Origin of the sequence: Legionella cincinnatiensis (genome assembly GCF_900452415.1) — a bacterium.
Classification (GTDB): Bacteria; Pseudomonadota; Gammaproteobacteria; order Legionellales; family Legionellaceae; genus Legionella; species Legionella cincinnatiensis.
The window spans coordinates 2,812,492-2,839,210 of sequence record NZ_UGNX01000001.1; the positions used below are offsets into that span (position 1 = coordinate 2,812,492).

Below are 26,719 nucleotides of genomic sequence, written 5' to 3' on the forward strand. Positions count from 1 at the left end.
ATCGTCTGAATCTTATGCACATCTCTAAAAAATCAGCCCTGCTCTACTCTCCGACGTTCTGCGGCTTGTCCGCAGAAGCCAAGAGCACTGAACTAAAATTAATCTCGAAAATTTTCATATTGCAGCGGCAGCTTGATCTCGGATTTTTTTAAAAGCGCAATAGTTTCTTGCAAATCATCACGTTTTTTCCCAGTCACCCGTACTTTATCTCCTTGAATAGATGTCTGTACTTTGGCCTTGGAGTCTTTAATACATTTCACAATTTCTTTAGCAGTAGGTTGATCGATACCTTGTTTAAAAGTCATATTTAAAGAAAAAAACTTGCCACTGTGTACAGGTTTATCTTCTATATCAGTACCCGAAGCATCAACATTTCTTTTGCTACAGTGATTACGGAATAAATCTTCTAATTGTCTGACCTGAAAATCTGATTCTGCACGTAAAGTAACGATAAGATCGTTGAGCTCAATACTTGCTTCTACTCCACGAAAATCAAAGCGGGTGCTCATCTCCCGTACCGCATTATCAACAGCATGACGTAATTCAACTTTATTGATTTCAGAGACTATATCAAAAGAAGGCATAATCAACTCATTTAAGTAAAAAATATAATTTAACAAAAAACACCATACTGCACCACAATTATGAACTCTATTCTTTTTGTATTGCATCTTATCAAAAAGAATGTTATCAAATTAATTGATTTAAAAATATTCTAATTAGTTATCAACCGCACAATAACTAGGATTTATTGAGCTATCTCAAGGAGTGAGAAGTATGACTAAAGAAAAACATCAATACCAAACATCTTATCTACCCCTTCGCAATCAAGCTCGTTTTTGGCTCCATTCTGAGGCTTGTTATACTGAAGAAGAACTAAATCAGAGAGCATGGATACTCAAAACTCGGGCTAATTCAGGTATTTATGCTGATTATTTAGCAAATCCTAGCTCATGGTTTGCCGATGATTCACAAGCATTAATCAATGTTTATGAGCATTCTTGGTTTTATTCTAATGCTTATAAAACAAGACATGTTTTAAGCAGAGATGATTTCCATGTCCAACCTATTGACAGTCAACGGGTACACTGGTCGGCATTATACGATTTAATGCAAAAAACTGGTGATTACTTATTATTAAGAAATAAAGAACTACGTCAAGATCATCTCAATCAGCCCATAAATTTCTTTTTACTCGATCTCAATCATATTCTAAAAGGGATAAGTCAAAATCCCAACATCAAACAAACTCAAGAACAATTAGAATATCTTACGCGGTATGTTCGTACTGTTGAAAAAAACATTTCGCCTTTTGTTGGTTCAGATAGATTATTTTTAGCAAACTTTCGCCACGCCATTGAAACCCAGATCCAGCCTCAATTAACACAAATGCTTGAGTCACAATTATTAAGAGATCGCTTTGGTGAGCTTTCAAAAACCATCAAACAATTATCTACAGACCGTAATAGAATATTGCATTTTGCACTTAATATTAATCCAGTAAACCCGCATCCCTATACGTTTGCAATTGATCAACCCGATGATTTAAAAGCCTACCCGACTCAAGCAGTGAAAGAATGCGGTAAAAGCACTACAGCTCTTGTAGAAAGTCCTATATCAACATTAAAATTAACTATTGAACAACTTAAAAATTGTCCTAATTTTCAACTTATTGATATGCAAGATAAAATTTTGGACCATTATGCAAAAGCAATATCTGATTTGCATGAACTGGATCAGTTCCAAAAAGTTATTTCGCAAACTATGGATCTATTAGGGCAAGCTGGAGAAGTATATACAGTTTATCAATTTAAAGAACAATTGTTTTCTTTGCTCGAACAAATTGAACTCTTTATTGATGACTCTTCAATACATATTGATGAAATTATTCAAGCGAATACACAAGCATATCATCAAGCCATTCAGCACGAACAAAACTTATCATTTTTAAAAAAATGGTTAACCTATGAACGAGAAAAACTAAATACTTTCATACACAATCAAGATACTCTCGCACAATTCCCCTCAACAACAACCGATCTTATTAAAACCAATCAAGCATTAAAAGAACATGTTCGCCAGGTTGTTATTCATTTAAATGCACCCAAAGCAAAAGCAACCAATTTCGAGACAATCGCGGGGAAAACACAAGAGTTAAATGCATTAATAAACTCAATGCATCAATGGGTCAAAGTTCAACATGAACTCAAAGGATTGCAACCTCCTCAAAAGCCTCAAGAAATTAAACAATTATCCTCTTCTTTCTCTTATTCCCAATCTCCTATGCAATCAAAATCAAATCCCTCATTTTTTCAGGAGCCTCCGCAAAAATTCCCAGCAAGCGATATGTGCTTCATATCCGAACCTTATGAAAATCATGGATATGGAACAACCATTCAACCACTAACCATTAACTCTGGTTCAGAAAATCCTGTTGTTCAAGAATGTAGCGTTCAACAATGTGAACCAGTTAATAACTATTATTGGGGACTACTCGCATTGGTCCCTATTGGGCTTATTGCTCTTTATTTGTTATATCGATCACGAAATGAAGCTGAAATAATCACCAAAATTCCTGGGAATAAAGAAGATTACGACAACATCAAAACTCAAGTTGATGATATATTTGTTGAACTACAAAAGGTTAAAGATGAAGAGAATCCAGAAACCGAATATGCGTATGAAAATTTTGAAGAAACATACCAACAATTAGATAAAGATTATCAAGCACACAATTATCAAGTTGAAGCACTAAAAGAACTTCTTGAAGATTTAAAATATTTCTATAATGAATACTACCAAGAAGCTACATCCAGTCAGTTATTCACTTATTGAAGCCGATCTATTAACGGCTTCATTCCTCTTTTCAAAGCAGCAAACATCTTCTTGAGATAAATTTTCATTACCCAAAATAAACTTTATACAGTAAAAACAGACCGATAATTAATGTAATTACCGCACAAACGATCAATTTTTCCGATTTATCTATAGTTTTATTCCAAATTTTATAAACGGTATCCGGACAATAGAGCCTGAATAAGCCACCAATAAGTATTAACCATGAGATAATAGTCACTATAACAGGCCATCCCATGACCCAAATATTATGGCTTGTAACCATTAATAGACCAATAATTAATGTGATAATCCCAACAACCAACATCACAGATCGTTGTCCCATTAATTCTCTCATTGCTGTTACTACAATGTCGCGTCTTAAAAGTAAAAGCAGGCTTATAATCACAAAATACCAACCGATCACCGTAGCTAAAAAATTGGTATTCATCTTAATCTCCTGAAATACATCTCCTCTATTTAAATTATAGTTCAATACTTACCTTTAAAACGTGATGAATAGAAGAAAAACAACTAAACTTAATAATATAGGGTTTGGATCAAGGATTCTTAAAATGAACGAGCAATTTACTGCATATGTATACTGTAAAGAAGAAAAAATTGCGACCCAAACTGGAAATGATCTCGAAAAGCTTTATACTTGGATGCTGACTCAAGTCAATGGAAATTTTTATGACATACATGGTGAAATCATTGATAATCAAACCAACGAAGTAGTTAGAACTTTTCGCAAAGCTTCTATGGAATAAAGTGACCTATACAAAAGTGTGAGCATCTGTTACAAGTCTCTCAAATCATTTTGAAAAAAAATTGTTGACAAAAACAAATAAATTTTTAAAATTTATGCCCCTGTTAAAAAAGCAATAGTGAAGGATCCTCATGTCAGAGTCGAAAAAACCATCCTTATTTAATCTATTTTGGTTGCTCAATTATATTTCTATTGCATCCGTCTCGGCTGCGATTATTACTCCTGCTTTGCCTCAGATTCAAACCCAATATATCTTAAGCCCTGGCACTATTGAATGGATTGTTTCCGCATTTTTAATTGGCTATGTTGCTGGCCAACTGATTTATGCACCTCTTGCCAATCAATTTGGGCGTTTAAAAGCATTACGCACAGGATTAACAATCAATTTAGTGGGTATTTGTATCTGCTTGTTCGCTGTTTTTCAAGAGAGTTATTGGATACTCGTTAGTGGTCGACTCATCACTGCCCTAGGTTCTGCTAGCGGACTTGCGTGTACTTTCATACTCATCAATGAATGGTTACCTGAATCACAACGAAAAACTGCTATGGCTTATTCAGTATTATCCTTTGCTCTGGGTATAGGAATTGCAGTAGTAATTGGCGGAATAATTACTGAATATCTTCATTGGCAAGGATGCTTCTGGTTTCTACTTGCACATGGGCTAATCATGCTTTTAGGAACTTCTGTCTTTAGTGAAACGCTAGTTCATCCTAAACCGATTCGTGTCATAACTATTATTCGTGATTATTATGCTGCTCTTACTTCTGAGCAACTTGTGATTTTTTCTTTAGTCGTTGGGTGCTGTTCCGCAATATCCTATTGTTTTTCAGCGGCAGGCCCCCAAATAGCCGAAAAGTTATTAAAATTGTCCGCCGCTGAATATGGCTATTGGAACATTCTCAATATTGTTGGCATGCTTTTAGGTGGGTTATCTGCGAAACAATTACTTGCCCGTTTTTCAGCACAAAAAGTTATTGCTATTGGTTTTTTTGGTGTCGCAGTGGGAATCAGTAACTTATTCATCATGTGGCTCCTCGAAAGCCAATCATCATTATGGTTTTTCCTAACCGCAGCCAGTTTGTATTTATTTAGTGGCTTATTATTTTCCGGAGGTTCTTTAATCGCATCAAATGCGCTTACAGATAAAGCCAGTGCTGCAGCCATGATGAGTTTCGTCAATATGTGTTTTGCAACCTTGAGCGTCATCATTATGGGCTATTTACACGTTAATCCTTTGGCCAGTTTTATTATTATCTTAAGTGCAATTTGGCTACTTATTGTTACATTGCTGCTCCTAAAAGACGCTAAAAGCAAAGATTAAACTAATTTTTTATATTTGGAGCATAAAGATGTCGCATAATGATATTCCACGTTCCTTACAAAATTTTTTAGATTTAGTGAATACAAAATCATTCGTATATACACCTGAAGAAGTACGTGATCTTGCTGAAAAAACAGCCGAAGCCTTTGTGATCCAACCCAAAACATTTGTGCCATTAATAAGCAATCAAATAGTTAAGCTCATTAGTCATGAAATAGCAACCCGAATTTATCACCCTGCCCCCCAAAAAAAATTACCCTTGACTCTTTATTTTCATGGCGGTGGACATTTATCAGGGAGTATCGAAACTCACGATGCTCTTTGTCGGCGAATTGCTGTTGCTAGCAATTCGGTGGTTATTTCAGTTGGATATAGGCTAGCTCCTGAATTCCCTTACCCTGCAGGATTACTCGATTGCATTGCTGTCTTTGAACAAAGAGTACCCTTGTTAAAAGATTTTCAAGTGAATACCGAGCATGTATTTTTAGTTGGTGATAGCGCAGGAGGCAATTTAGCGATTTCAGTAGGTCATCAGATGAAGGAGCGTGGCGACAATGCGATTAAAGGACTAGCCTTAATCTACCCTTCAGTTGATTTTTCGAGGAGTTATGACTCATATCAACGCAATGGAACAGGATTTTTGCTCACTCGAGAAAAAATTAAATGGTATTTCGATAATTATTTTCGAGATGAGGGAGATCGTATTCAGGCTTCACCTATCTATTTCAAACATTTAGAATTATTACCACCATGCTACATTGCCACAGCTGAATATGATCCTTTATTGGATGAAGCTATTGCCTTTGCCCAAAAAATAGAAGCTTTAGGTGTTACTGTTCAATTAGAAGAATTTAAGGGAATGATCCATGTTTTTGCTCAATTAGAACTCTTTGTGCCCGATCAAGTTTTTCAGTTGGTTGAATCTATAGGATATTTTATTAAATCATACAGTTAACTTATTCAAGAAAACAAAGTACTCTAAAACGTATCAAAACCACTATACTCCTGCCATATAAGCTCTTCATAAGTACATTCTTCTACGACAGCAAACTTAGGCCCCTCTTTTAGCCATTCGTAGAGCATTTGCAAATTGTCAACAGTACCGCAAGCAAAAACCTCAACACGTCCATCATCAAGATTTCGTGCCCACCCACTAATACCTAACTTTCTCGCCTCCGCTTGGGCAGAAGCCCTATACCATACTCCTTGGACTTTTCCCGAAACATAACAGCGCATGCATATTTGATTCGTCATAAAAATTTATTATTGGTTTTTGCATAAATAAAGTTTATCTTAATTTTTAAGAGAAATGGAGAAAAAATATGACTATATGGTTTAAAGAAATTTCATTAAATGACCTCAATCAATTCGGAAAAAACACAATGTCCGAATATCTTGATATCCAATTTATAGAAATTGGTGCTGATTTTTTAAAAGCAACTATGCCAGTTAATGAACGCACAAAACAACCTATAGGGATTCTTCATGGAGGAGCCAATTTGGTATTAGCGGAAACAGTAGCAAGTACTGCTGCAAATTCTGTAATTGATTTAAAGCTATTTTTTTGTGTTGGTTTGGAAATTAATGCCAATCATCTTCATTCAGTTAAAGAAGGATTAGTCACGGCAATCACTTCCCCAATTCATCTTGGTCGCTCCACTCAGGTTTGGCAAATTCAAATTTTTAACGAGGAAGGCAAACAAACATGTATTTCGAGAATGACCGCAGCGGTCATCAACCGACCGTCTTAGGGTAATTTTCCCATCTCGTTTTACCTAAAAAACACAAATGAATCTAGCTGCTCATTAGCCACTTTACTTGAGATTCAACCATGCTTTTTAGGTTTAAAGCATATGATATAATGACACGCTTTTTATTAAATAAAATGATTATGAAGTCCAATCAAACAATTAAAAATAGAGGTGCTCTGAGTAACCCAGATGGGCGCTTTGAACCCCAGACTCGCGAAAGTTTTGAGGATGGTTGGGATATCCAAGAAGAAATTTTGCCGCCGTTGGAAACTTTATTATTCCCAGAGCATCCTAAATCAGTCATTAGCCGTAATGATTCACCCGATCTTGGTTTTGAACAATCAATTAATCCTTATCGAGGTTGTGAGCATGGATGTGTTTATTGTTATGCCAGACCAAGCCATTCTTATATGAATTTATCTCCTGGAATCGATTTTGAAACTAAAATTTTTTATAAAGTTGATGCAGCAAAAATTTTAGAAAAAGAAATTAATAAAGCAAATTATCGATGTAAACCAATTGTCTTGGGAGCAAATACAGACCCATACCAGCCTGTAGAAGCAAAACTTGGAGTTACTCGCAGCATTTTGAAAGTATTAGAAAATCACAATCATCCAGTAATTATTATCACTAAAAATGCGCTTATTGAACGTGACTTAGACATTTTATCGCCTATGGCCCAACAAAATCTCATCAAAGTTGCCATAAGTGTCACTTCTCTTTCCACTGATTTAAAACGAATTATGGAGCCGCGAACTACCACACCAGCTGGACGGATAAAAATCATTAAACATTTATCTGAAAATCAGATACCTGTACGCATTATGGTTGCTCCTATTATTCCCATGATTAATGACATGGAAATGGAAAAAATCATGAAAACAGCGGCCCAAGCTGGAGCGAAATATGCCAGTTACGTCCTAATAAGGTTACCTTATGAAGTTAAGGAATTATTTAAAGAATGGCTTGCCAAACATTTCCCCCAAAGAGCAGAGCATGTAATGAGCCTTATCCGCCAAATGCGTGGAGGAAAAGAATATGATGCAAACTTTGGTACTCGTATGCGTGGTGAAGGAGAATATGCTAACCTTCTTAAAACTCGATTCCAACTGGCTTGTAAACGATTTGGGTTAAATACTGAATCAGAACCTTACTTGAATATTCAGAAATTTTGTAAAAATAAAAATTCATCAGCAATACAATTAGATTTATGGGATAAGGAATGGTAATTATATAACTCAAATTTTTTATATGAAAAAGAGTCGATTTTGTCTTTCAACAAAATTTTGAAGATTTAACAATAAGTTGTATCAATATTTTTTTTGCTAAAAAATAAATCAATTCAAAAAATAAACTCTATACTTAAATGGAGAGAAAAAAAGTAAAACCAAGGAGGATGTAATGAATACTTATTCCTGCATTTCAAAAGTATTACGTTCGGGTATTATTGTTGGCTCTTTACTCTTTGCTGTAAGTTATACATCAGTTGCAGATGCAGCTCAAGGATGTGGACATGGCTGGCATAGAAACGGCTATGGTGGATGCGTTCTCAACCATCCAGGACCCAATTCGACACCAGCCCCATATCATCCAGGATGCTGGCGAAATGCTTGGGGGCAATTGCGCTGTTATTGATACTGACTTACTTAGCCTTGCCGTCATCAGGCAAGGCATTTCTAAAAACCTCTACTCTTTGTAATCATTTCAATTAAAACAATTTAAAAATGGAATTTTTATGACCCCAGAAGTAAATGAAGCGTTAAGAAAAGTGAGGCAACAAAAGCCATTTATATTAACAATCACCAACTACTTCCCTATGGGGTATGTTGCAAGCGGCATCCGCAGTATTGGGGGATTCCCAATAATGTGCAACGCAGAACAAGAGCTTGAAGAATTACTGAAAATCACAGGCTCAGTAGTGATAAACGTAGGAAAATTAGACGACTCTTTTATTAAATTATGTAATCATATCTGCAAAATGGCAAAACAGCTGGATGTACCCATTATCTTAGATCCTGTAGGTGCAGGTGCAAGCCGATACAGGACAGATGCGATAATTAATATGATTCAAAATCATCGCATTTCTATTCTCCGTGGCTACCCCAATGAAATTGCAAGCATACTTACAGGAGAACTTGCAATCCAAGATAACATGCATCTTATTGATGAGAAAATTATAATAGAAAATACAAAATCGTTGTCCCAAAAATATAATATGGCTATAGTAGTCAGTGGAAAAAGACATATCGTAGCTGATGCACATCAAATGGTTCAATTTAATTTTGACTCAGAGCTTGTACAGAAAGTGGCAGGAATAGGAAATTTACTTTCAGGAATTATCGGTGCTTTTCATAGTGTCATTAAAGATCCTTTTCTGGCAGCAAAAAGTTCAGTCAATTTTTATGCGGAATGTGTTGGTCCCACATCATCTACTGCAGCAGGACCTGCTTCTCTCATTATAGAAGTTATTGATAAGATGTACATTAATGCGATAAAAGCACAACTATTTACCTAAACAAAGATAAATTATTGCATACTCAATAAAATCGTTGAGTCAATTAGTCAGAGAGAAATACGAAAAATAATCGCTGCCATTAGCGCCAATAGTGTACCAACAAATAAGAAAAAGTTTGGTAATCCCGCTCCAACAGGATGCAATTAAGTCGACTCTAAGAAAAGGGTTATGTATCAAAATTGTTGATGTCTTATTACGCTAGAGTATCGTCATCCTTAGTCTTGAACAAGGGATCTATCGAGGAGCAAAGAACTTGGATCTTCCGGTCAAGCCGGAAGATGACGTAATAAAGGTAAATCAACAAATAAGAAAAAGTTTGGTAATCCCGCTCCAACAGGATGCAATTAAGTCGACTCTCTAAGAAAAGGAGTTATGTATCAAAATGGTTGATGTCTTATTATGCTCGAGTTTCGTCATCCTTAGTTTTGCCCCAAAGATCCATTGAGGAGCAAAGAACTTGGATCTGCCGGTCAAGCCAGAAGAGGATGTAATAAATGTAAATCAACAAATTTGTTATACCTCCAGAAAAGGGATCACATTGCACCAAATGACACTAAGTGATAAAATTTAATCCATTTAGGTAGTATACAGGCCATATATGAACTTTATAATCTCTCTCTTGCTGTTTTTAGGTATTTCTGCTAGTTGTAGTGCTAATGCTACATCTGACGTGAGTTTACGCGATAAAATTGGCCAAATGCTTCTTATTGGTTTTGAAGGGAAAGAAATCAACACCCAATCTCCGATAGTAAAAACTATTGAAGAAGATAATATTGGTGGCGTTATTTTATTTGATTATAATTATCACACAAAGAATTTTGACAAAAATATTGAAAGCCCAGAGCAGGTCCATCAACTGAATAGTAATTTGCAGTATTTTACCCAACAAGGTAATTTAAAGCATCATCGCCCCCAATTACCACTACTTATTTCCGTAGATTATGAAGGAGGCCAAGTAAATCGATTAGGAGAGCAATATGGATTTCCTCCTGTTTTGTCAGCAGCTGAAATAGGAAAAAAGTCACTTAATGAGGCAGAGCTCACTGCTGAAACAATGACTCAAACATTAAAAAATACAGGTTTTAATTTAAATTTTGCTCCTGAGCTTGATGTAAACGTCAATCCAGACAACCCTATTATTGGCAAAAAAGAAAGAAGCTTTTCCAGTGATCCCAAGCAAGTTATTCGTTATGCCAGCATTTATACGCAACATTTCTTAACTCAAAAAATTCAATGCGCTTATAAACATTTTCCGGGTCATGGGAGTTCCACTAAAGATTCACACCTGGGATTTGTGGATGTAACCGATACTTGGCAAGCCTATGAATTAGAACCTTTTCAGCAATTACTGAGTTCCTCTACCTCTTGCGGTATGGTAATGACAGCACATCTTGTAAATCGACAATTGGATCCTTCTGGATTACCCGCAACCTTGTCCCATAAAATTTTAACTGATCTTTTACGCAAACAATTTCATTTTAAAGGGGTTATTATTACTGACGATATGCAAATGAAAGCTATTAGTGATAATTATGGGCTTGAACAGGCATTAGTATTAGCAATAAATGCTGGTGCAGATATGTTAATATTTGGTAATAACTTACCTGCGGCACCACAAGATCCCAAGCAAGTTATTGACCTCATCGAAACCAAAGTCAATTCAGGCGAGATAAGCCAAGAAAGAATCAACGAAGCATATCAACATATAGTTACTTTAAAAAAGTCGCTCAACTAGAAGGCATTTTATGAGAGTCTAAACGTAAAAAGGATAAAACCTGGAGCTATCTTGCTGCCCAGGTTATATTTCATTATTATTTACCTTGGCGTTGAAATTGAATTGCTACGTCTACATCGATACCAGGGGCAACTGTTAGAGTACCATTTGAGCTACCCGAATCTGTTGAGAAATAGCCTGATAAATTACCATACTCTGTCTTTACAATAACTACCCCATTAACACATACCCCAGTCAATGCATGTTTTGTATGCTGAGGACAAAGACTTGAACCCGAAAGTTTATGCGCTTCCACATCAAGTGTAAAACTACCGTCGGGGCCTAACCCACTTATGGTTCCTGATCCCTTATAAGCACACTCTATCAACCAATGAGAGGCTGTGCCTGATCCCTTCCAATCCCCAGAGACATTTTTACAATCATTGGTACTGGAGTAAAAAGTAAAATCAGCATAAGCTGCTTTCGTCAAAGAGAGTGCAATAACCATTAATCCTATAAATGATTTTCCTTTCATTTGTTTCCCTTAAAAAATTAAGAAATAAAAATACAAACATTTCCTGTTTGTAACTAAGCCGAGATATTATTACGTTATAAAATGAGCAGTGCAACATAAGTGTTTAAATCATTATTAGTTCTACATCCTATTTCTCGAATACTAAGCTTACAAAATAACAGGTAAAGAAGCGATATAGAAATAATAATTAAACTTGCTTGCGTGGGGAAGAGCATTCATAAACAAACAAATACACAGGCTTGGTTAACTTATGGACTATAGGGATCATCTTATGATGAGACAATGTAGCGACTGCCTGGCATTTATTAAAAAAACGTTCTGCACATTGTTTACTATCCCAAAAGTCTACATAAGAGATTTTATCAATTTTTCCTTTAGATAAATCATTTAAAAATTCAGCACCCCAATATTGGTATTGATTGATATCATTACAAGGTATCGCATACACAGATCCATTGGGCCTAAAAAAGCTTAATGCGGCAGCATTAGAAAAGTAACTACTCACGATAGGCTGCTCAGGCTTAATGATTTCAGGTAAAGATAACGCTTGTTGCAATATGGAATAAGTCCTTCCTTTTTTTAAATAGGTTGCTATGGGCCAGGAATTTACAAGAATCAGAATGATACTAAAGAGCAAAAAGAAAGAATAAATGATTATAAAAATACGCCGATATTGAAATTGAGCAATATGATAAGCAGCAATTAGAGCAAGATTCATCCCCAGAGGAGTCAAATATATCGCGCGTACATCTCCTCCTAACAGGGCTGCCCCTAACCAAAAAGCAAGACCAACAAACAAGACTGCATAAGTTAATTCTAAAACTTCGTTACTTTTCGTCGGTTTACTCTTCTGATATTTGAACCATCCAAATACAGCCAAACCTAAAAAAACCGAAAAATTAATCAGTAATACAAATAGTAATTCTAAGAAATAATGAATTACTGAGGTATTACTTTGGGCATGACTGTGAAAATTTAATAAATACGTAATAGAAACCCACTGATGACTTGCATTCCAATGGAGCACTGGCAATGCCATTATAAAAATAACTAAGCTTGCCAAATAAAAATGCATACTTTGAAACAATTGTCTGTTTTTTGAAAACAAAACATAGACTAACAGCCCAATAATACTCACAACGGCAGTATATTTCGATAAAATCATTGCTCCTGTAAAAACCGCACTCAGATAAAGATCTAAAATACGTTTTAATGAAACATAACGCGCAAAATAATAAAAAGAAAGAATAGTGAACAAATTTAAGGGAGCATCATATAAAACACGAACAAAAATACTTTCAATCGTAGTGGGTAAAACAATCCAAATCAGTGTACTAATTAATCCTACTCTCTGATCCAGCAAGAGACAGCCTATTTTATATATATAACAAGCACTTACAAATAAACAAAAAAAACCAACAATGTTAACCGAAAAAAAGGTGTTACCAAAAAGTGCATTAGAAATAGAGAACAAATAAGCAATCATAGGTGGCCCATCAAAATAGGACCAAGCTAAATGTTTGCCCCAAGCATAATAATAAAAGCTGGTGATTGTAGGAGTTAAGAAAAAAGTGGCAACAAACAAAAAACTTATATAAAAAATCAGGAATGGTTTTGTTCCTTTTTCATTCCACATAAAAAACTCCCTTTTCCCTACATTTAAATAATGAGCTCCAAGCAATGATTTTTAGCTTTTGCCAATAAAAATAAGTGAAGCAAAATCAGTGTTAACTATGAACCGAGGCCCTTTCACAAATCAAAATAGTATCATAAACATTCATGACATACTTAGAATGGTATGAATATTTTTAGTGATTACTCAATTAATTAGGATGCACCTGCTCTTGCCCTGGATTAGGTAAAATCTCGATAACATGGGCAAGCCATTTTTTGTTATCTGCTCTAATAATGGTATTTGTTCTGCCATAAACAGGATGATTTAGAGGACAAGAAATTAATGTTGCTAGGGCTTTATTACAGCTTACTTTAAAATAATTTCGATCTTGAGTCAGTACTTTTACTTGATACTGAATCAATAACTTACCAAAAGGAATATTAGTATGTAACACATCATTTACAAGTTTCTTTGGTAGCTCATCAAAATTAATTGTAATAAATGCTAATTCAGCAACGATAGCTTCTTTTTTGGTCTGTGCAATATCTGGTTTATTTCGCACTTTATTCCTATCCACCAACATAATAATAGAGCGATGATAAATATTCTTCGATTGCTCCAGGTATGCCCCAATCGTTTTTACAATTGCTGTGCGATCATAATATTTTTCAATTGCTTCAGTCATTAGGGGTTGCGTCAATAAAACGTTATAGGGACTTGGCAACTGAGATAAATTTACCTTTTCCCCAATTTTATCAATTTTTGCAAGTTTATTGACTTCGAGAAGAGTAGTTTCAATTGTAGAAGTACTATTAGCTGTGCTTATTTTGCAAACAAGCAATAAGGTCATTAATGGAAAAATAAAAAAAAGTCTTTTAATCATTTTAAATAACAGCATCCCTTGCTTTGTAATGATATTAGTATAGACATACTCGAGGGAAACTCCACGGTCTAAGCATTAGACCGTGGACTTCATAATTACATGCTCAAAGAATTGCTCTTTTCTTCTTCGTTTTCACTGTCTTCTTCGTTTGCAGCATTCAGAACTTCCATCATTGTTCCTAGCGCAAGCATTGCAAGAATACGCTCATCACCACTTACAATACCCATAACTAATCCATCATCATCTAAACCGATAACATGGAGGTGATCTTTTGCACCTTCTGGGCATGGGAGATAGAGTCTACGACCAAAAAAGCTATTTGCGTTTCTTGCTTGTGTTCTTGGCTGCTCGGTTTGTTCAGAAGCTGTGTTTTTTTCTTCTGTAGATTCTGAGCTTTGAGAGACAGTCTCTTTGGCTTCTTCTGAGCTTTGCTCCACTTTTTGTTCTACAGTTTCTTCAGTACTTTTTTCCAAATTCTCTTCTGAATTAACCTCTATACGCTCGCGCATACAAAATCTCCTTAAAAGTTAAACTAACAAATAAAACAAAATTCAAGATATGAAAAAAGAACATTTAATTAGTAAAATGTTTTTTTCGGGGGCAAGTTTACAATTAACTTACAAAATTTGGTAGAGCAAATAGACAAATTTTGTTTTTTTTATTGCTTTCGAAAATCAAGAAAGTATGATAGTAAGAGAAATAAATAATGTATTTTGCCCAAATAATTCATTATACGAACAATAAAATGAAAAAAAACTCAACTAAACCATCTTATCTTAAAAAAGCATTCCAATTATTTAATGATTATTTTATTCGTTCCGATCAAAAATTAACGGCATGGCTTTTACTGGGAGGCATAATACTCTGCATCCTCGCTCTTGTTGGATTAGCCGCTAGCCTCCCCTGGGGGTTTTTAGGATTTTGGGCCGCGCTTACAGCAAAAGAATTCACTGGATTTCTTTTTTATAGTGGTATAATTGCTTTAACCAGTGCAGCTATTGTTGGAGTAGGTACCTTAATGGATTATTTAACCACAACATTGTCTATTCAATGGCGGTCTTGGTTAACCACAAAGTTTATTAACAAATACCTCTTTGGTAAAAAAAATTATTTAGATTTAGCACGTGTTTCACCTCATATTGATAATCCAGATCAACGTATTCAAGATAATATTGATAACTTTGTGGACCGCACTCTTTCATTAAGTACTGATTTTCTCAGGTCCTCCTTAACCTTAGTCGCTTTTATTGGCACTTTATGGATCCTTGGGAGCTCCCTACCTATAGTAGTATTCGGCGCTACGATTATTATCCCTGGATATTTAGTATGGACGTCGTTGTTTGTTGCATTAATCAATAGTGTCATTACTCACATGTTAGGCAAATCATTAGCAACGATGAATCAAAAAGAAGAGCGTTTAGAAGCAAAATTTAGGAAGGATTTAGAGTTTGTTCAAAACGAATCTGAAAATATTGCTCTTGAAGCTGGAGAGCAATATCACCAAAAAAGATTAGCAAAAGATGTAGAGCAAATCTCTCAAAATGCATTTCAAAAACTGTGGGTTAAACTCAAAGTTTCTGCGTTTCAAACGAGTTATAATTATATTGCCGAAATATTACCCTATTTTTTTACTGCCCCGGCTTACTTCACAGGTGTAATTAATTTTAACCAAATTATGCAAGTTGGGGTTGCTTTTAGTGAAGTCAGCAAAGCCTTAAATTGGTTCGTTGACTCCTATACTTCACTAAAAAAATATCAAACAAGTATCGAGCGAATTATCGAACTTGAAGAGGAACTCGATAATGAAAGCAACAAAGTGAGCCAAAAAGATATTCGCATCCATAAGTCCCACTCAAATGCATTAATCATAAAAAATTTAAATATTGCCTATCCAAGTACTTCCAATCCTGGCTATATTATGCGCGATTTAAATTTAGAGTTTAATCCTGGTGAAAACACCTTAATCAAAGCACCTTCAGGTTTTGGCAAGAGTACCTTTTTCAAAGCAATTCGGAATACATGGGGTCATGGTAAAGGAGAAATTAGTATTCCCCAACAGCAAAAAACGTATTTCCTACCTCAAAGACCATTAATTCCACATGACTCATTAAGGGCCATACTTGCCTACCCTGATCCAGTTAATACCTATACAGAGGAACAATATAAAACAGCTTTACTTGACGTTGGCGGAAAAATGGAACGGTTTATTCCAGAGTTGGATAAAAAAGATACCTGGTCAAAAAGATTATCTCTTGGCCAACAACAACGAATTTCTTTTGCAAGAGCTTTATTAAAGAAACCAGATTGGCTTTTTTTAGACGAAGCTACTGCTTCATTGGATGAGGAAAGCGAAGATCAACTTTATAGTCTTTTAAAAGAAAAACTCCCTAAAACAACTGTAATCAGTATTGCCCATCGCTCTACAGTGATGAAATTTCATCAACGTGTGGTACAGTTTGAAGCACCAATAGAAGAAACACGACAAAATAGCTTAGCGTGTTAATTGTTCCGTTATAGGAAACAAATTATTGGAGGGTTTTAAACATCCAAGGGAGAGAGCCATTAATGAATGCATACCAACAATTAGAACAACATCTTAAAAAATATTATGATTTTGAAAATCTAGCCGCTATCGTTTCTTGGGATGAAGCAGCGATGATGCCGCCCGGTGGAGGACAAGCACGTGCTGAAGCTCTAGCTACTTTAAGTAGAGTGCAACATGGGTGGTTAACCCATAAAAAAGTAGCTGAGTTAATCAAACAAGCAAAAGACATGGACGGGCTGTCATTGTGGCAGCAAAGAAATGTATATTGGATAGAAAAAAAATACCAGCAATCAACCTGCATTCCAGCAAAGTTAATTGAAGAATATACTAATGAATCTTTAACTTGTGCCCAAGCGTGGCGAGAGTTGCGCGCAAAAAATGATTGGCAAACATTTAAACCTTACTTAGAAAAATTATTTAAAAAGGTAAAAACCATTGCTGATATCAAATCACAAATCTTTTATAAATCCTCTTTAGATGTTCTAATTGATGAATATTCGCCTGATTTAGATTGTAAAACGATCACTCCTATTTTTAACACCCTAAAACAAGAAATACCCACGCTTATTTCTAAGATTCTCGAAAAACAAAGTCAGCGCGAAATAAAACCAATCACAGGCCATTTCCCTATTGAACAACAAAAACAACTGGGAATGGAGATCATGACTCGTTTGGGATTTGATTTTAATCATGGTCGATTAGATGTCAGTCATCATCCCTTTTGTGGCGGTATTTCAAGTGATGTGCGCCTCACCACACGGTATAACGAACATGGTTTTTTATCGTCTTTAATGGCAATCACCCATGAAACTGGCCATGCCTTATATGAACAAGGATTGCTACGTGAATGGAGCACTCAACCTGTAGGCCATTCTTTGGGAATGTCAGTCCATGAAAGCCAATCATTGCTTATTGAAATGCAAGTCTGTCGAAGCTTATCATTTATCAATTTTATAACTCCCCTGGCACAAAAATATTTTCCTGAAGCCCAAAATATAACTGCAGAAAATCTGCTCTATCATTATACACAAGTCAAACCCGGATTTATTCGTGTTGATGCAGATGAGGTTACCTATCCTTTGCATGTAATCCTTCGCTATGAAATAGAACAATTACTCTTTACTTCTGAAATTACGATTGATGATTTGCCCTCTGTATGGGATTCCTACATGCAAAAATATTTAGGCTTATCAACTCTAGGTGATGACAAAAATGGAGTCATGCAAGATGTTCATTGGCCCTCAGGAATTTTTGGCTATTTTTCCGCTTATACGTTGGGCGCATTAATCGCTGCGCAGCTGTTTGCTGCCTTAAAAAAATCAATCCCTGATATTAAAGAGCACATACAGGAAGGCAATTTTAAGGCTTTATTAAGTTGGCTCAGAGAAAATCTTCACCAAAAAGGTAGATTATATCCCTATCAAGAGCTCTTGCGTCAGGCAACAGGTGAAGAATTGAACCCACACTATTATTTTGCTCATCTCAAAGAAAGATACTTATAAGTATATTCGAGAAAGCGTGTTACAAGGTGAGATTTTAGAATAAGATTTGTTGCACTTAGACCCTCCGTTTTCGCGGAGGGTGACGAAATCTAAATATTCAAGAACATCCGCTGCATGAATAGTTATGATTGATTAATCCACTAATTTCATGAATTGTTGTAACTCACATACATAACCACCACAAGCAGGAATCAAAACTGGGCTACCATTATAGGTGACTTTTACGGTGTAACCCACGGAATCACTTTCATAGAGTGAGAAATTGAGATTTGAAGCATAAGGTGGTGCTGTCTCTAAAGGAGCCCCCATAAAACTCAAAGCACTTGTAATAGTAGTATCATGAGCAGACAATAAAACATACTTCAAGTTGGATTTTTTCTGACTGCCGCTATAAAGATAATCCGCAATATTTTTCATGAGCTTAGTACTATAAGCATTTGCGACTTGCTTTGGTCTTTCTTGAGCCATAAAAGCCCAGTTACTGGCATTGATAATTGTTTCAACATCATTAGCAGTAAGGCCTTCTGGCAGAGGAATATTATGAGTTTGATGAACATACAACGAATCCCCCAACAATTGCAACTCAGCTAAACTCTGGATTGGGATACCGGTCAGACGACTCCAAAGTGGGTATTTATCTTTTAACTCATCATTCTTTTGTTGCCATTCTTTCGTTGAATAAACATATTGTTCAAAGAGTTTTGTACGCTCTTCAGAACTGACCTGCTGAACAATGACTTCATCATATTTTGCAGGCGCGCTAAAAATGGGGATGGGCTGAAAACCGTGCGGTAAAGCAGGTGAAGAATCTCCGATCTTTGGTCCTGTTCCTAGAGGATATAGCCCCATTAATAATGACTCTGCACTCATCAGAGTCCGATCATATGCAGTAGAACGAACATACATCGTTCCATATTCATAATATTCTGGCAATAAATGGGATTGCTCAATATATTTTTTACGAAACTCCTTACCCATATTATATTCTTGTCGCATACCTTCTGCAGTTAACTGACCAGCTCCTTCTTTCCATTGATAGTGAACAGTAGGTATAGACATGATTGGTGTCCTATCACCATGGCGAATAATATCAATAGCAAAAATTAACGTATCATCAGCAAATAAAAGTGATGGCATACTGATTAAAAATGCGAATCCTAAACTAAATTTGAGGCCCATTACCCTACTCCCTTGAATTAAAAAATTAACTATTTTAAAAACAAGCATACAAAAAATCAAAAAATTATAAGCCAATAAAATGCTTACAATTTACCCATATTTTGAGAATGATAATAATAATCCCGTATTTCTTCTTGAATCGAAGTTGCAGATATCCCTGCCTGGAATTGGGAAATTAATATTTTGGCGCTAATCAGGCGTTGTTGAAGCAAATAGATTAAAGAGTGGGAGTCTTTTCTGGGCTTTATGCTATAAAACTCCGTATTTAAATGAGATTGCAATTCATCTGCTTGTACGGATGAATCTAAAGTGAGCGCAGTATAAGACTCTGTTAATCCTTCCTCCAATAAACAAGGATTTTGAGCCATATTTTTCTCAGCCGTAGTGATTGCCTCACAAAAACCTTTGAGCATCGCTTGGCTAATAGCATCCTTTTCTGACATGTTAAATAAATCAGAAATGATTGTATGAGGTAAAAGAGGAGCGACCACTTGATCAAAAGGTAAAGCATGACCATGCCGGTAATGATCACGATAATATTGTCCAAAAAACTTATAATCGATTTTTTTGGCAGGTGAAAAATTAGGATCATCCATAGCAAGGGTGTCAGCATGTCTCCCTTTATAACTAAGAGTAGCTCCACAACCAAAATCAACGATTGCGGCTTGTTTGATACCTTCTCTGAGGCAATAACCTGAATTAAGCAATTTAGAGTTTAATAGATCCCACAAATTAAAAACCAAAGCCACTGCATATAATTGGCCGATGATCTCAGCTTCTTCTGGAGTAAGAGATAAATCTTCGCGTTTGGGTAAATGTTCTCGATCAAATAGAGATTCTATTTTTATTGCATCCTTTTGCGATAAAAACTCCGAAAAATTATTGATGAATTTGGAGATGACACCAATTGATTTATCTTGATCTACATGCAGGTAGTTTTCAGGAACAATTAAAATTCCTTCAAACATTTTCTTTGCCATACGAGGGATTACTATTTCTAAGAAAGCACCTTCAAGCTGTATTGAGAAAATATGTTTTTGGGGATCAAAATCGGGGTTTTGCAATTGCTCCTCCGAAAGATAGCCTTTAAATACATCATTTACGGTCAATGCATCGGGTTTTTTAATCAAATAATAAGCTCCAAACTGATCCTTTAAGATTCTTTTTTCAGTAATCCCTTTTAATAGAGAAGAAGCAATTTTCTCAGGTAACGTGTTGTTTACTGCTATGAGTTCAACATTATGATGAAGCTTTGGCATGGTTTATCCTCCAGATAAATGAAACATCAAAGACATGAAAATGATTTTAATAACGCGAAACACATGTTATTCCGTAAAGCATGTTACTTGCAAAATCAAAGATGCATCGTATTGATACAGATCAATTCTAAATAAAAGCAAATGCCAAGCAAACCCTGGTGATGCTTCAATAAGACTTAAAATGCAATCAAAGCAAGCAATTTATTGAAAAATAAAGCAAAATTAGATGAGCTGTAGGGAATAAAATACGATTAGTGGCATCAAAGACATTTTTCACCCCTTTGATGCCTATTTCATCTGAATTAATTCAACTTTTGCTTTTGAGATAAATTGTATTCTTGTTCAGGCTCTTTTGAAGAATTAGATTGAGCATTGAATGTGAAAAAATTATACAAACTATACCCTAAACCTGCAATACTTGAAATAACAGTAGTGGCTACTGCCTCTTCTACTAAACTAGGCCCTGGATCATATTGACCTGTTAATATGGCAATTCCCACAAGAGTAACTAATGCAGCCGATGTTCCAACGATTGATGAACCAAGATTTAAAAGGAAGTTATGATTTACGTTCTGGTTTACAGCAGTTGGTTTTTCACTCATTGGCTCCTTATCGTCTACTTTACGTAAATTTTCTAATTCAGAAAGACGTTCAATTAATGCATCAAAAGGCTCATCATCTAAATGTCCTTTAGGACAAGTGGCTCTAACCAATAACGAAGAAACAGGCTTCTTTGACTGGGAAAGAAGTTCACTTCGATCTTTTTTATATTGTGTCTGACTTTGTTCATACTCTTCTAAATCATCTTTTGTCTCATTCGTTTTTAAAAGAAAATAATGACCTACTGAAGCATGAAGCGCTACTTCAAACTTAGGAGAAGTTGTATCTAAGTTACGATATTCATCCACAACGTCAGCAGTGGTACGATCGTAAATGGTCAATGGTTGATTTATAACCTTCATCATTGCCATAATTTCAATATGGGATAATTTCACCTGAGGTTGGGCCATATGTTTACAATAGGATGCATACCCTTCTATATTCCAATAATTTCTAATTGCCTCTTCATCTGAAGATACGTGAGCAAAATATTCTTCAAAAGCTGAATTCTTATCTATCTTTCCTAGTGAGCGATTATAATAATATTCTAAAAATTCTTGATTAGCTTCGTATAAAACACTAAATTCCGACGTATATAACTCTTCCTTGGACATAAATTTTCTGTATTCTTTATAGTTTTTGAAAGCAGTGAATACCCCATGCTCTCCTTCTAACATTTTATTACCTAATTCAGGATGCTTCATTAATTGAGTTGGAAACCACTCTCTAAATAAAAACCCCAAAATCAACGTTTTTTCAAAAAGATAATTTGAAGCATGATCTTTTGATGAGTCTAATAAAGAAATTTGATTCAACGATTTTTGATTAGGAAAATAGCGGGATAATTTTTCTGCCTTGCTCTCTTCCAAAATCGATTTAAAGTTAAATAAATCTTTAGGAAGGGCTTGATGGTTAGTTAATAAATAAAGTGCATAATTATGAAAAAAACAATTATCAAAGCTTCCAGAAACATCAACTGCATTTTTTACTCGAGATTTAATATTTTCATCTTTTTTATTGTACATAAATTCACCAAAACAATTGTAGTTTATATTCAGGCTGGAGGCGAAATTATAAAGAACAATTATTAAGCAAATATTAAAACATCAACAAAGTTTTAATCTGGAACTAAGCTGATTTTTTATAAAATTTCGTTATTGATTATGAAGGTCAGTTAATGTTTCTAATTTTTAAACTATTTTCATCTTGGTAAACTATTTCTCTGCTTATTGATCAGAAACGGTTAACCTAGGACTTTGAAATGCTAAATCTTCGCCAAGCTCTCTTTCTAAACTGGCTTTTGCATTTAAAATTGTTTCAATGGCACTTCGTTCTTGTTGAAGTTGGTCTGTACTGATATTTCCCTGTGCCGTTTTAAATCGTTCACTAATAACTGTAATGCGTTTAATATCAGATTGCCAAATCCCACCAGTGATAAACTCAAGAAATGCGGAACCAAAATCTTTGATAGCGAAGCAAACTTGTCTTAGCAAAGATGCATTGTTCCTATCAATAGCCCCCTGCAATAAAGAAACATGTGCATCTAGAACATTTTTGGGTGTTTTAAGATCGACTGTTTTGACCTGACTCATTGCATCAGCTAAAGCTTTATAGGCACTCGCTAGATATATAAATTTTTCATCATTATCTTGAGAAAAATTTCTCATTCCAACAACATCAGAAATCACACTACGACACACCTCGAGGCGATCCTTATGTTGTCCATCACCTAGAATGTCATTCATTAAGTTTTCAGCTTCTACTTGATGACCTCTATACATTTGCAGTGTAATTTGTTGCATTAATTCAAATACAAACACATCATCTTCTATACTTTCAGATAAAGCTTTACGAATACTGTCTATTTTTTGAGAAATATTTTCTTGAGCAATTAAAGCAGCAACTTGTTGCACTGGTTCATTTAATTGATAGATCTCAATTAATTCTTCGATACTTAACTCTGAATAATCTTCTTCATACCCTTTAGAAACAGAATGCTTTTGAATGGGGCGTTGAGCATAATTAGTGGATTGAATTCCTAGTTCGCCAATAATTTCTCGGACACGTACATTGACCTGGTTAGGAGACAACGACACGCTTACACTGCTAGAACCGTATTCATTATTAAATATCTGCACAATTTCATTAAGATCACGATTATGTTTATGCGCATAATAAAGACAAATATCAAGAACGTTATCATCTGTTGTGACACGCAAAGACTCACCATTTTGAGCACGATCAATAATCCAATCTAACAATATCTCATCAACTGCATTGCATGTAGAACAACTTCTTATTGCTGTTCCTTGAGTCATCATGTTAAGTTGTTGCTCTCGAATGATTTTTCTTCCTGGATTAGCGTCTTGACCTCGATTATCAAGACATCGTGCACCATTGACCAGTGAGTAAGGACCACAAGAAGAACCATCTGGCTGTGTCCAGGTATAAGGATAAACTGCTGATCTCATATTTAACTGACTTGGACCATATGCTTGGCGAAAAAGGCCCTCGATTCTTGCAATTTCTTGTCGCACTAGAGGAGAGTGGTTTGCAAAATTTACATCAGCGTTCAACGAATCGGTATACCCAATATTAACGTTTACTTTATGATTAGCCCCCTGACTTACGTTAATAGCAATTGCTGTCCAATGGTTGCCATTTATATTTAAAGGCAAAAGTATTTTTTTGGGTAAATCATCCCAACGCGGAACATGGTAAGCTTCAAAAGCTGTACTGTCTGAGCCTTCTCCGGAGGAGTATAAAAAAAGTCGTTCTGGACTTTCTCGTTGCCAAGCATTTCCAACATCTACAATTTGGGCAGAGGTATACCAGTAATCTTCTCTTACGCGGCGAGCATCTGTATTAGGCATTGGTTCAATATTTCAAGATATTTAGTCTAATGCAAATCTTACCATATTGCATCATTTATTTCCATAGAGATTATAATAAGAACTTATTGAAAATTAAAATATCATCAAATTATTTGGTTTTTAAATTATAAATTTAAATTAATTAAACTCCAATAATGACTTTTTGTATCTATATAATCAAGAGAAATTAATGGAAAAATGAATTACTTTGAAAAAAATCAACTATAATTATATCAATTAAAGATAAGTTAAGCCTAAAAATGAAAGCAGTTTATCTCTTTGGTCTTTTTATTTTAAGGGGGTTAAAACTCCTAGTATGGTGCTTAATACTCACGATATTTTTGGGGATAGTTGCTCCTTATATCAGCAATTTATCCTCATATTCTTATTTAAAACCTGTAATTCAAACAGACAAAGTACTTAATACTACTATAAAACACTATGTTCCTACTCAAATAGCAAATTGGGATCTTTCCAGACTGATTCCAATAATTGGCTTATTATTTATCTCATCTATTCTTTCTAATTACATACTGTCCCTCCAAAAAATTAAAATGAGAGTCAATTTAAAAGAATTTAAAAATCGCGCAATAACAAAAGAACAACAAACCTTAGTGAAAAAGATGGAAGAAACCATAGACCAACCCGGTAAACTCAAGGAAAAAAGCAGGCAAATGTTATTGAAAGAATTTATCCAACTTAAAAAAGAACTTGAAAAAACAGGAAGAAATCTCTCATTTTTAGCAATCGATGTAGTCGATTCTACTAACATGAAAATTGGCGAAGATCCGGTAATAGTTGAAAATGATTTTAATCAATATCACGATTTCATTGTATGTAAATTTAAGGAGCATGGTTATATTAAAGCAGCCTGGACACCTGATGGAGTAATGAGCTGTTTTAATACAACGGAACAAGCTTTCGAAGCTGCAAAAGATATTCTCTCCAGTCTGCGTGATTTCAATCAGTCAATAAAGATGATGAAACAAGAATTTCATATTCGTTGTGGAATAAATACTGGTTTTGTGTATTATGATTTATCAACTCCGTTAGAGGAATTTAGTGACAGAGTGATTGACATTGCCGGCCACATGCAAAAACATGCTCCCCCTGATACCATTCTTGTAGCTAAAGATCTTGTCAAGCCTATTGAATCTCAAGAGGTATTCATACCCACTAAAAATATAGTTGATGGACTTGAAGCATTTGAATGGAGATCGTCACATTAAAGTTCTTCTTTTAAATTAACGTGGGTATCAGATAAAAAATCTATTGAGAGCCAACCTCCATCTCGAATCGTTCGGGCTAAGGAAGCATTCATGCCGTCTCGAAGCCTTAGTCCAGAACTTGAAAATTCGTATTAAGGCTTCGAGACAGCGCTAGGCGCTTCCTCAGCCCGAACGGCTCAAAGTAAAACCACCTTCTCTTATACGAAACTCACGTTAAATTAATATCAGCTATAGATAAAAGATTGAATTATTACTTCGCTCCGTTCGGGCTTGAGAGAGGCATTATGCCGCTCAAGCCTTAGTATAGAATTTGAAAATTTGTGCCAAAGCTTCGAGAGAGCCCCATGCGCTTCCTCAGCCCGAACGGATCGAAGTAAATCCACGTTCTCTTCTACGAAACGTTGACTTAGAACAAATCACTGAACACGCACATAATGACCATTTTTTAACATATAGCGATGTCCGTTGTGGTAAATAACTTGCTTATTGTGATAGGTACCGACGTTATGATAAGTAGCTGGTTGGCCAGATACAAATCCAACTCCTGTCCCTACTACTTTGCCAACACCATTACCTATAAAGGCACCAGTATCTGCTATATAACCTACCCCAGTACCCACCGCGGTAGCACCATATTTTACACCAGCTCCTACGGTTGAATTGCTATATTGGCTAGCGTCATTCATTGTATTACAACCCATCAAACTTAAGGTCATCAATAAAGCTGACGATGTGATTATATATTTTTTCATCATACTCCTCCTTGAATTCACAAAAATGACTTCTATATGTATATATAGTTCATAAATAGAGCATTTCCAGTAAATCTTTAGAGAAATATATGTTACGGGTGAAATGAGTGCTTACTTTTCCCCTTTATTGATATAATCAATCCTTATGTTTTCAAAATTTGCAATTATTTGTCTTTTTCAAAAATCTTGTTGATAGGGCATTTGGTTATCTTGCTCAAAATTTCTGAAGTTTTGTTCTGCTTCATTTCTTTTTTCAACATTTAAACAATCTTTTCTCTCATCAGGATCTTTTAAATTCTCACAATTATTATTGAAATAAGAATTAGGATTTACTTCATCACTAGCAAACACATTGAATGGAAGTAACACAATAAAGAGAAGAACTAATTTTTTCATAATTGCCCCATTTTTTCTGGTGAGCTAATCATACCTAATTCAGACAATAAAATATATGCAGGCACAGGAATCATCTTCCTGTTTCATAGTATTTGTTATGATACTATAGGCATATATTATTATTTGAACTTATCAATAAGGTTTTAACATGGACATGGAGCAAAAAAAGAGCTCTTCTGAAAGCGAAAAAAACTTTGAGTCTGAAAAAATCTCGTTTCATGAAGAACATCCAACCGATGCCAAAATCAGACGAATAAAAGATTGCCTTCTTTTCTTTATTGTTTTGATCATGATTTTAGGTGTTTTTTGCTATTGTGTTTCCGTATTTTTCGATGTAAGAAGTCTTGATGAAGAGAGGAAATGGGCCACTCTAGTGATTACCGCGATAATCTCTGCCTTACTCGGTTATCTTGTTGGAAAATCGGGCAAATAACTTAGTGAAACT

General features: G+C 35.2%; 26 protein-coding genes. 13 read left to right on the forward strand and 13 right to left on the reverse strand.

Annotated elements, in window-relative coordinates; all coding sequences use genetic code 11:
- Window positions 1–98 precede the first annotated feature (98 nt).
- A complete protein-coding gene (locus tag DYH34_RS12570; RefSeq protein WP_058465594.1) occupies window positions 99–584 on the reverse strand; it encodes a YajQ family cyclic di-GMP-binding protein in 486 nt (161 codons plus the stop codon).
- Window positions 585–777: 193 nt separating this feature from the next.
- On the opposite strand from DYH34_RS12570, the gene DYH34_RS12575 reads away from it, so the two are divergent.
- Entirely contained in the window at window positions 778–2,835 is a 2,058-nt protein-coding gene (locus DYH34_RS12575; RefSeq protein WP_058465593.1) for a hypothetical protein, read from the forward strand.
- 67 nt (window positions 2,836–2,902) lie between these two features.
- Here DYH34_RS12575 and DYH34_RS12580 read toward each other — a convergent pair whose 3' ends face one another.
- Window positions 2,903–3,286, reverse strand: a complete 384-nt coding sequence (locus DYH34_RS12580) for a hypothetical protein (RefSeq protein WP_058465592.1) — start codon at window positions 3,284–3,286, stop codon at window positions 2,903–2,905.
- Window positions 3,287–3,410: 124 nt separating this feature from the next.
- Here DYH34_RS12580 and DYH34_RS12585 point away from each other — a divergent pair, with 124 nt between their 5' ends.
- The 3 genes from DYH34_RS12585 (at window position 3,411) to DYH34_RS12595 (ending at window position 5,881) form a co-directional block, all read left to right on the forward strand.
- The gene (locus tag DYH34_RS12585; RefSeq protein ID WP_058465591.1) at window positions 3,411–3,605 is read left to right on the forward strand and encodes a hypothetical protein; all 195 of its coding nucleotides are present in this window, start codon (window positions 3,411–3,413) and stop codon (window positions 3,603–3,605) included.
- Between the two features lie 130 nt (window positions 3,606–3,735).
- Window positions 3,736–4,926 (forward strand): MFS transporter, encoded by a 1,191-nt coding sequence (locus tag DYH34_RS12590; protein WP_058465590.1) that lies wholly within the window; start codon window positions 3,736–3,738, stop codon window positions 4,924–4,926.
- Window positions 4,927–4,954: 28 nt separating this feature from the next.
- Window positions 4,955–5,881, forward strand: a complete 927-nt coding sequence (locus DYH34_RS12595; protein ID WP_058465589.1) for an alpha/beta hydrolase — start codon at window positions 4,955–4,957, stop codon at window positions 5,879–5,881.
- Between the two features lie 23 nt (window positions 5,882–5,904).
- On the opposite strand, the gene DYH34_RS12600 is transcribed toward DYH34_RS12595, so the two are convergent.
- A complete protein-coding gene (locus DYH34_RS12600; protein WP_058465588.1) occupies window positions 5,905–6,180 on the reverse strand; it encodes an acylphosphatase in 276 nt (91 codons plus the stop codon).
- Window positions 6,181–6,248: 68 nt separating this feature from the next.
- Here DYH34_RS12600 and DYH34_RS12605 point away from each other — a divergent pair, with 68 nt between their 5' ends.
- The 5 genes from DYH34_RS12605 (at window position 6,249) to DYH34_RS12625 (ending at window position 10,927) form a co-directional block, all read left to right on the forward strand.
- Window positions 6,249–6,677, forward strand: coding sequence for a hotdog fold thioesterase (locus DYH34_RS12605; RefSeq protein WP_058465587.1), 429 nt, complete (start codon window positions 6,249–6,251; stop codon window positions 6,675–6,677).
- A gap of 140 nt (window positions 6,678–6,817) precedes the next feature.
- Window positions 6,818–7,906: a PA0069 family radical SAM protein gene (locus DYH34_RS12610; RefSeq protein WP_058465857.1), complete on the forward strand. Its 1,089-nt coding sequence runs from the start codon at window positions 6,818–6,820 to the stop codon at window positions 7,904–7,906.
- A gap of 172 nt (window positions 7,907–8,078) precedes the next feature.
- Window positions 8,079–8,312: a GCG_CRPN prefix-to-repeats domain-containing protein gene (locus tag DYH34_RS12615; protein ID WP_058465586.1), complete on the forward strand. Its 234-nt coding sequence runs from the start codon at window positions 8,079–8,081 to the stop codon at window positions 8,310–8,312.
- A 100-nt stretch (window positions 8,313–8,412) separates the two neighbouring features.
- Window positions 8,413–9,192 (forward strand): hydroxyethylthiazole kinase, encoded by a 780-nt coding sequence (thiM, locus tag DYH34_RS12620; RefSeq protein WP_058465585.1) that lies wholly within the window; start codon window positions 8,413–8,415, stop codon window positions 9,190–9,192.
- A 598-nt stretch (window positions 9,193–9,790) separates the two neighbouring features.
- Window positions 9,791–10,927 (forward strand): glycoside hydrolase family 3 protein, encoded by a 1,137-nt coding sequence (locus tag DYH34_RS12625; RefSeq protein ID WP_058465584.1) that lies wholly within the window; start codon window positions 9,791–9,793, stop codon window positions 10,925–10,927.
- A gap of 76 nt (window positions 10,928–11,003) precedes the next feature.
- Here DYH34_RS12625 and DYH34_RS12630 read toward each other — a convergent pair whose 3' ends face one another.
- The 4 genes from DYH34_RS12630 to DYH34_RS12645 form a co-directional block, all read right to left on the reverse strand.
- Entirely contained in the window at window positions 11,004–11,441 is a 438-nt protein-coding gene (locus DYH34_RS12630; protein WP_058465583.1) for a hypothetical protein, read from the reverse strand.
- 187 nt (window positions 11,442–11,628) lie between these two features.
- Complete coding sequence (locus tag DYH34_RS12635) at window positions 11,629–13,077, reverse strand: glycosyltransferase family 39 protein (RefSeq protein ID WP_058465582.1); 1,449 nt, start codon at window positions 13,075–13,077, stop codon at window positions 11,629–11,631.
- Between the two features lie 187 nt (window positions 13,078–13,264).
- Window positions 13,265–13,939 (reverse strand): hypothetical protein, encoded by a 675-nt coding sequence (locus tag DYH34_RS12640; protein ID WP_238589535.1) that lies wholly within the window; start codon window positions 13,937–13,939, stop codon window positions 13,265–13,267.
- A 95-nt stretch (window positions 13,940–14,034) separates the two neighbouring features.
- Entirely contained in the window at window positions 14,035–14,448 is a 414-nt protein-coding gene (locus tag DYH34_RS12645; RefSeq protein WP_058465580.1) for a hypothetical protein, read from the reverse strand.
- Window positions 14,449–14,684: 236 nt separating this feature from the next.
- On the opposite strand from DYH34_RS12645, the gene DYH34_RS12650 reads away from it, so the two are divergent.
- On the forward strand, window positions 14,685–16,442 hold the full coding sequence (locus tag DYH34_RS12650) for an ABC transporter ATP-binding protein/permease (RefSeq protein ID WP_058465856.1): 1,758 nt from the start codon (window positions 14,685–14,687) through the stop codon (window positions 16,440–16,442).
- A gap of 62 nt (window positions 16,443–16,504) precedes the next feature.
- Complete coding sequence (locus DYH34_RS12655; RefSeq protein ID WP_058465579.1) at window positions 16,505–17,986, forward strand: carboxypeptidase M32; 1,482 nt, start codon at window positions 16,505–16,507, stop codon at window positions 17,984–17,986.
- Between the two features lie 132 nt (window positions 17,987–18,118).
- Here DYH34_RS12655 and DYH34_RS12660 read toward each other — a convergent pair whose 3' ends face one another.
- The 4 genes from DYH34_RS12660 to DYH34_RS12675 all read right to left on the reverse strand — a co-directional run bounded on the left by DYH34_RS12660 (window position 18,119) and on the right by DYH34_RS12675 (window position 23,897).
- Entirely contained in the window at window positions 18,119–19,165 is a 1,047-nt protein-coding gene (locus DYH34_RS12660) for a histidine phosphatase family protein (protein WP_058465855.1), read from the reverse strand.
- Window positions 19,166–19,248: 83 nt separating this feature from the next.
- Complete coding sequence (locus DYH34_RS12665) at window positions 19,249–20,424, reverse strand: hypothetical protein (RefSeq protein ID WP_058465578.1); 1,176 nt, start codon at window positions 20,422–20,424, stop codon at window positions 19,249–19,251.
- A 302-nt stretch (window positions 20,425–20,726) separates the two neighbouring features.
- Window positions 20,727–22,049: a Dot/Icm T4SS effector Ceg23 gene (gene ceg23 / locus DYH34_RS12670; protein ID WP_058465577.1), complete on the reverse strand. Its 1,323-nt coding sequence runs from the start codon at window positions 22,047–22,049 to the stop codon at window positions 20,727–20,729.
- A gap of 201 nt (window positions 22,050–22,250) precedes the next feature.
- Window positions 22,251–23,897, reverse strand: coding sequence for a Ulp1 family isopeptidase (locus tag DYH34_RS12675; RefSeq protein WP_058465576.1), 1,647 nt, complete (start codon window positions 23,895–23,897; stop codon window positions 22,251–22,253).
- Between the two features lie 260 nt (window positions 23,898–24,157).
- On the opposite strand from DYH34_RS12675, the gene DYH34_RS12680 reads away from it, so the two are divergent.
- On the forward strand, window positions 24,158–25,126 hold the full coding sequence (locus tag DYH34_RS12680; protein WP_058465575.1) for a hypothetical protein: 969 nt from the start codon (window positions 24,158–24,160) through the stop codon (window positions 25,124–25,126).
- Window positions 25,127–25,542: 416 nt separating this feature from the next.
- Here DYH34_RS12680 and DYH34_RS12685 read toward each other — a convergent pair whose 3' ends face one another.
- On the reverse strand, window positions 25,543–25,812 hold the full coding sequence (locus DYH34_RS12685) for a hypothetical protein (RefSeq protein WP_238589534.1): 270 nt from the start codon (window positions 25,810–25,812) through the stop codon (window positions 25,543–25,545).
- A gap of 243 nt (window positions 25,813–26,055) precedes the next feature.
- On the reverse strand, window positions 26,056–26,274 hold the full coding sequence (locus tag DYH34_RS12690) for a hypothetical protein (protein ID WP_058465573.1): 219 nt from the start codon (window positions 26,272–26,274) through the stop codon (window positions 26,056–26,058).
- Between the two features lie 148 nt (window positions 26,275–26,422).
- Here DYH34_RS12690 and DYH34_RS12695 point away from each other — a divergent pair, with 148 nt between their 5' ends.
- Window positions 26,423–26,707: a hypothetical protein gene (locus tag DYH34_RS12695; protein ID WP_058465572.1), complete on the forward strand. Its 285-nt coding sequence runs from the start codon at window positions 26,423–26,425 to the stop codon at window positions 26,705–26,707.
- The last annotated feature ends 12 nt before the right edge of the window (window positions 26,708–26,719 follow it).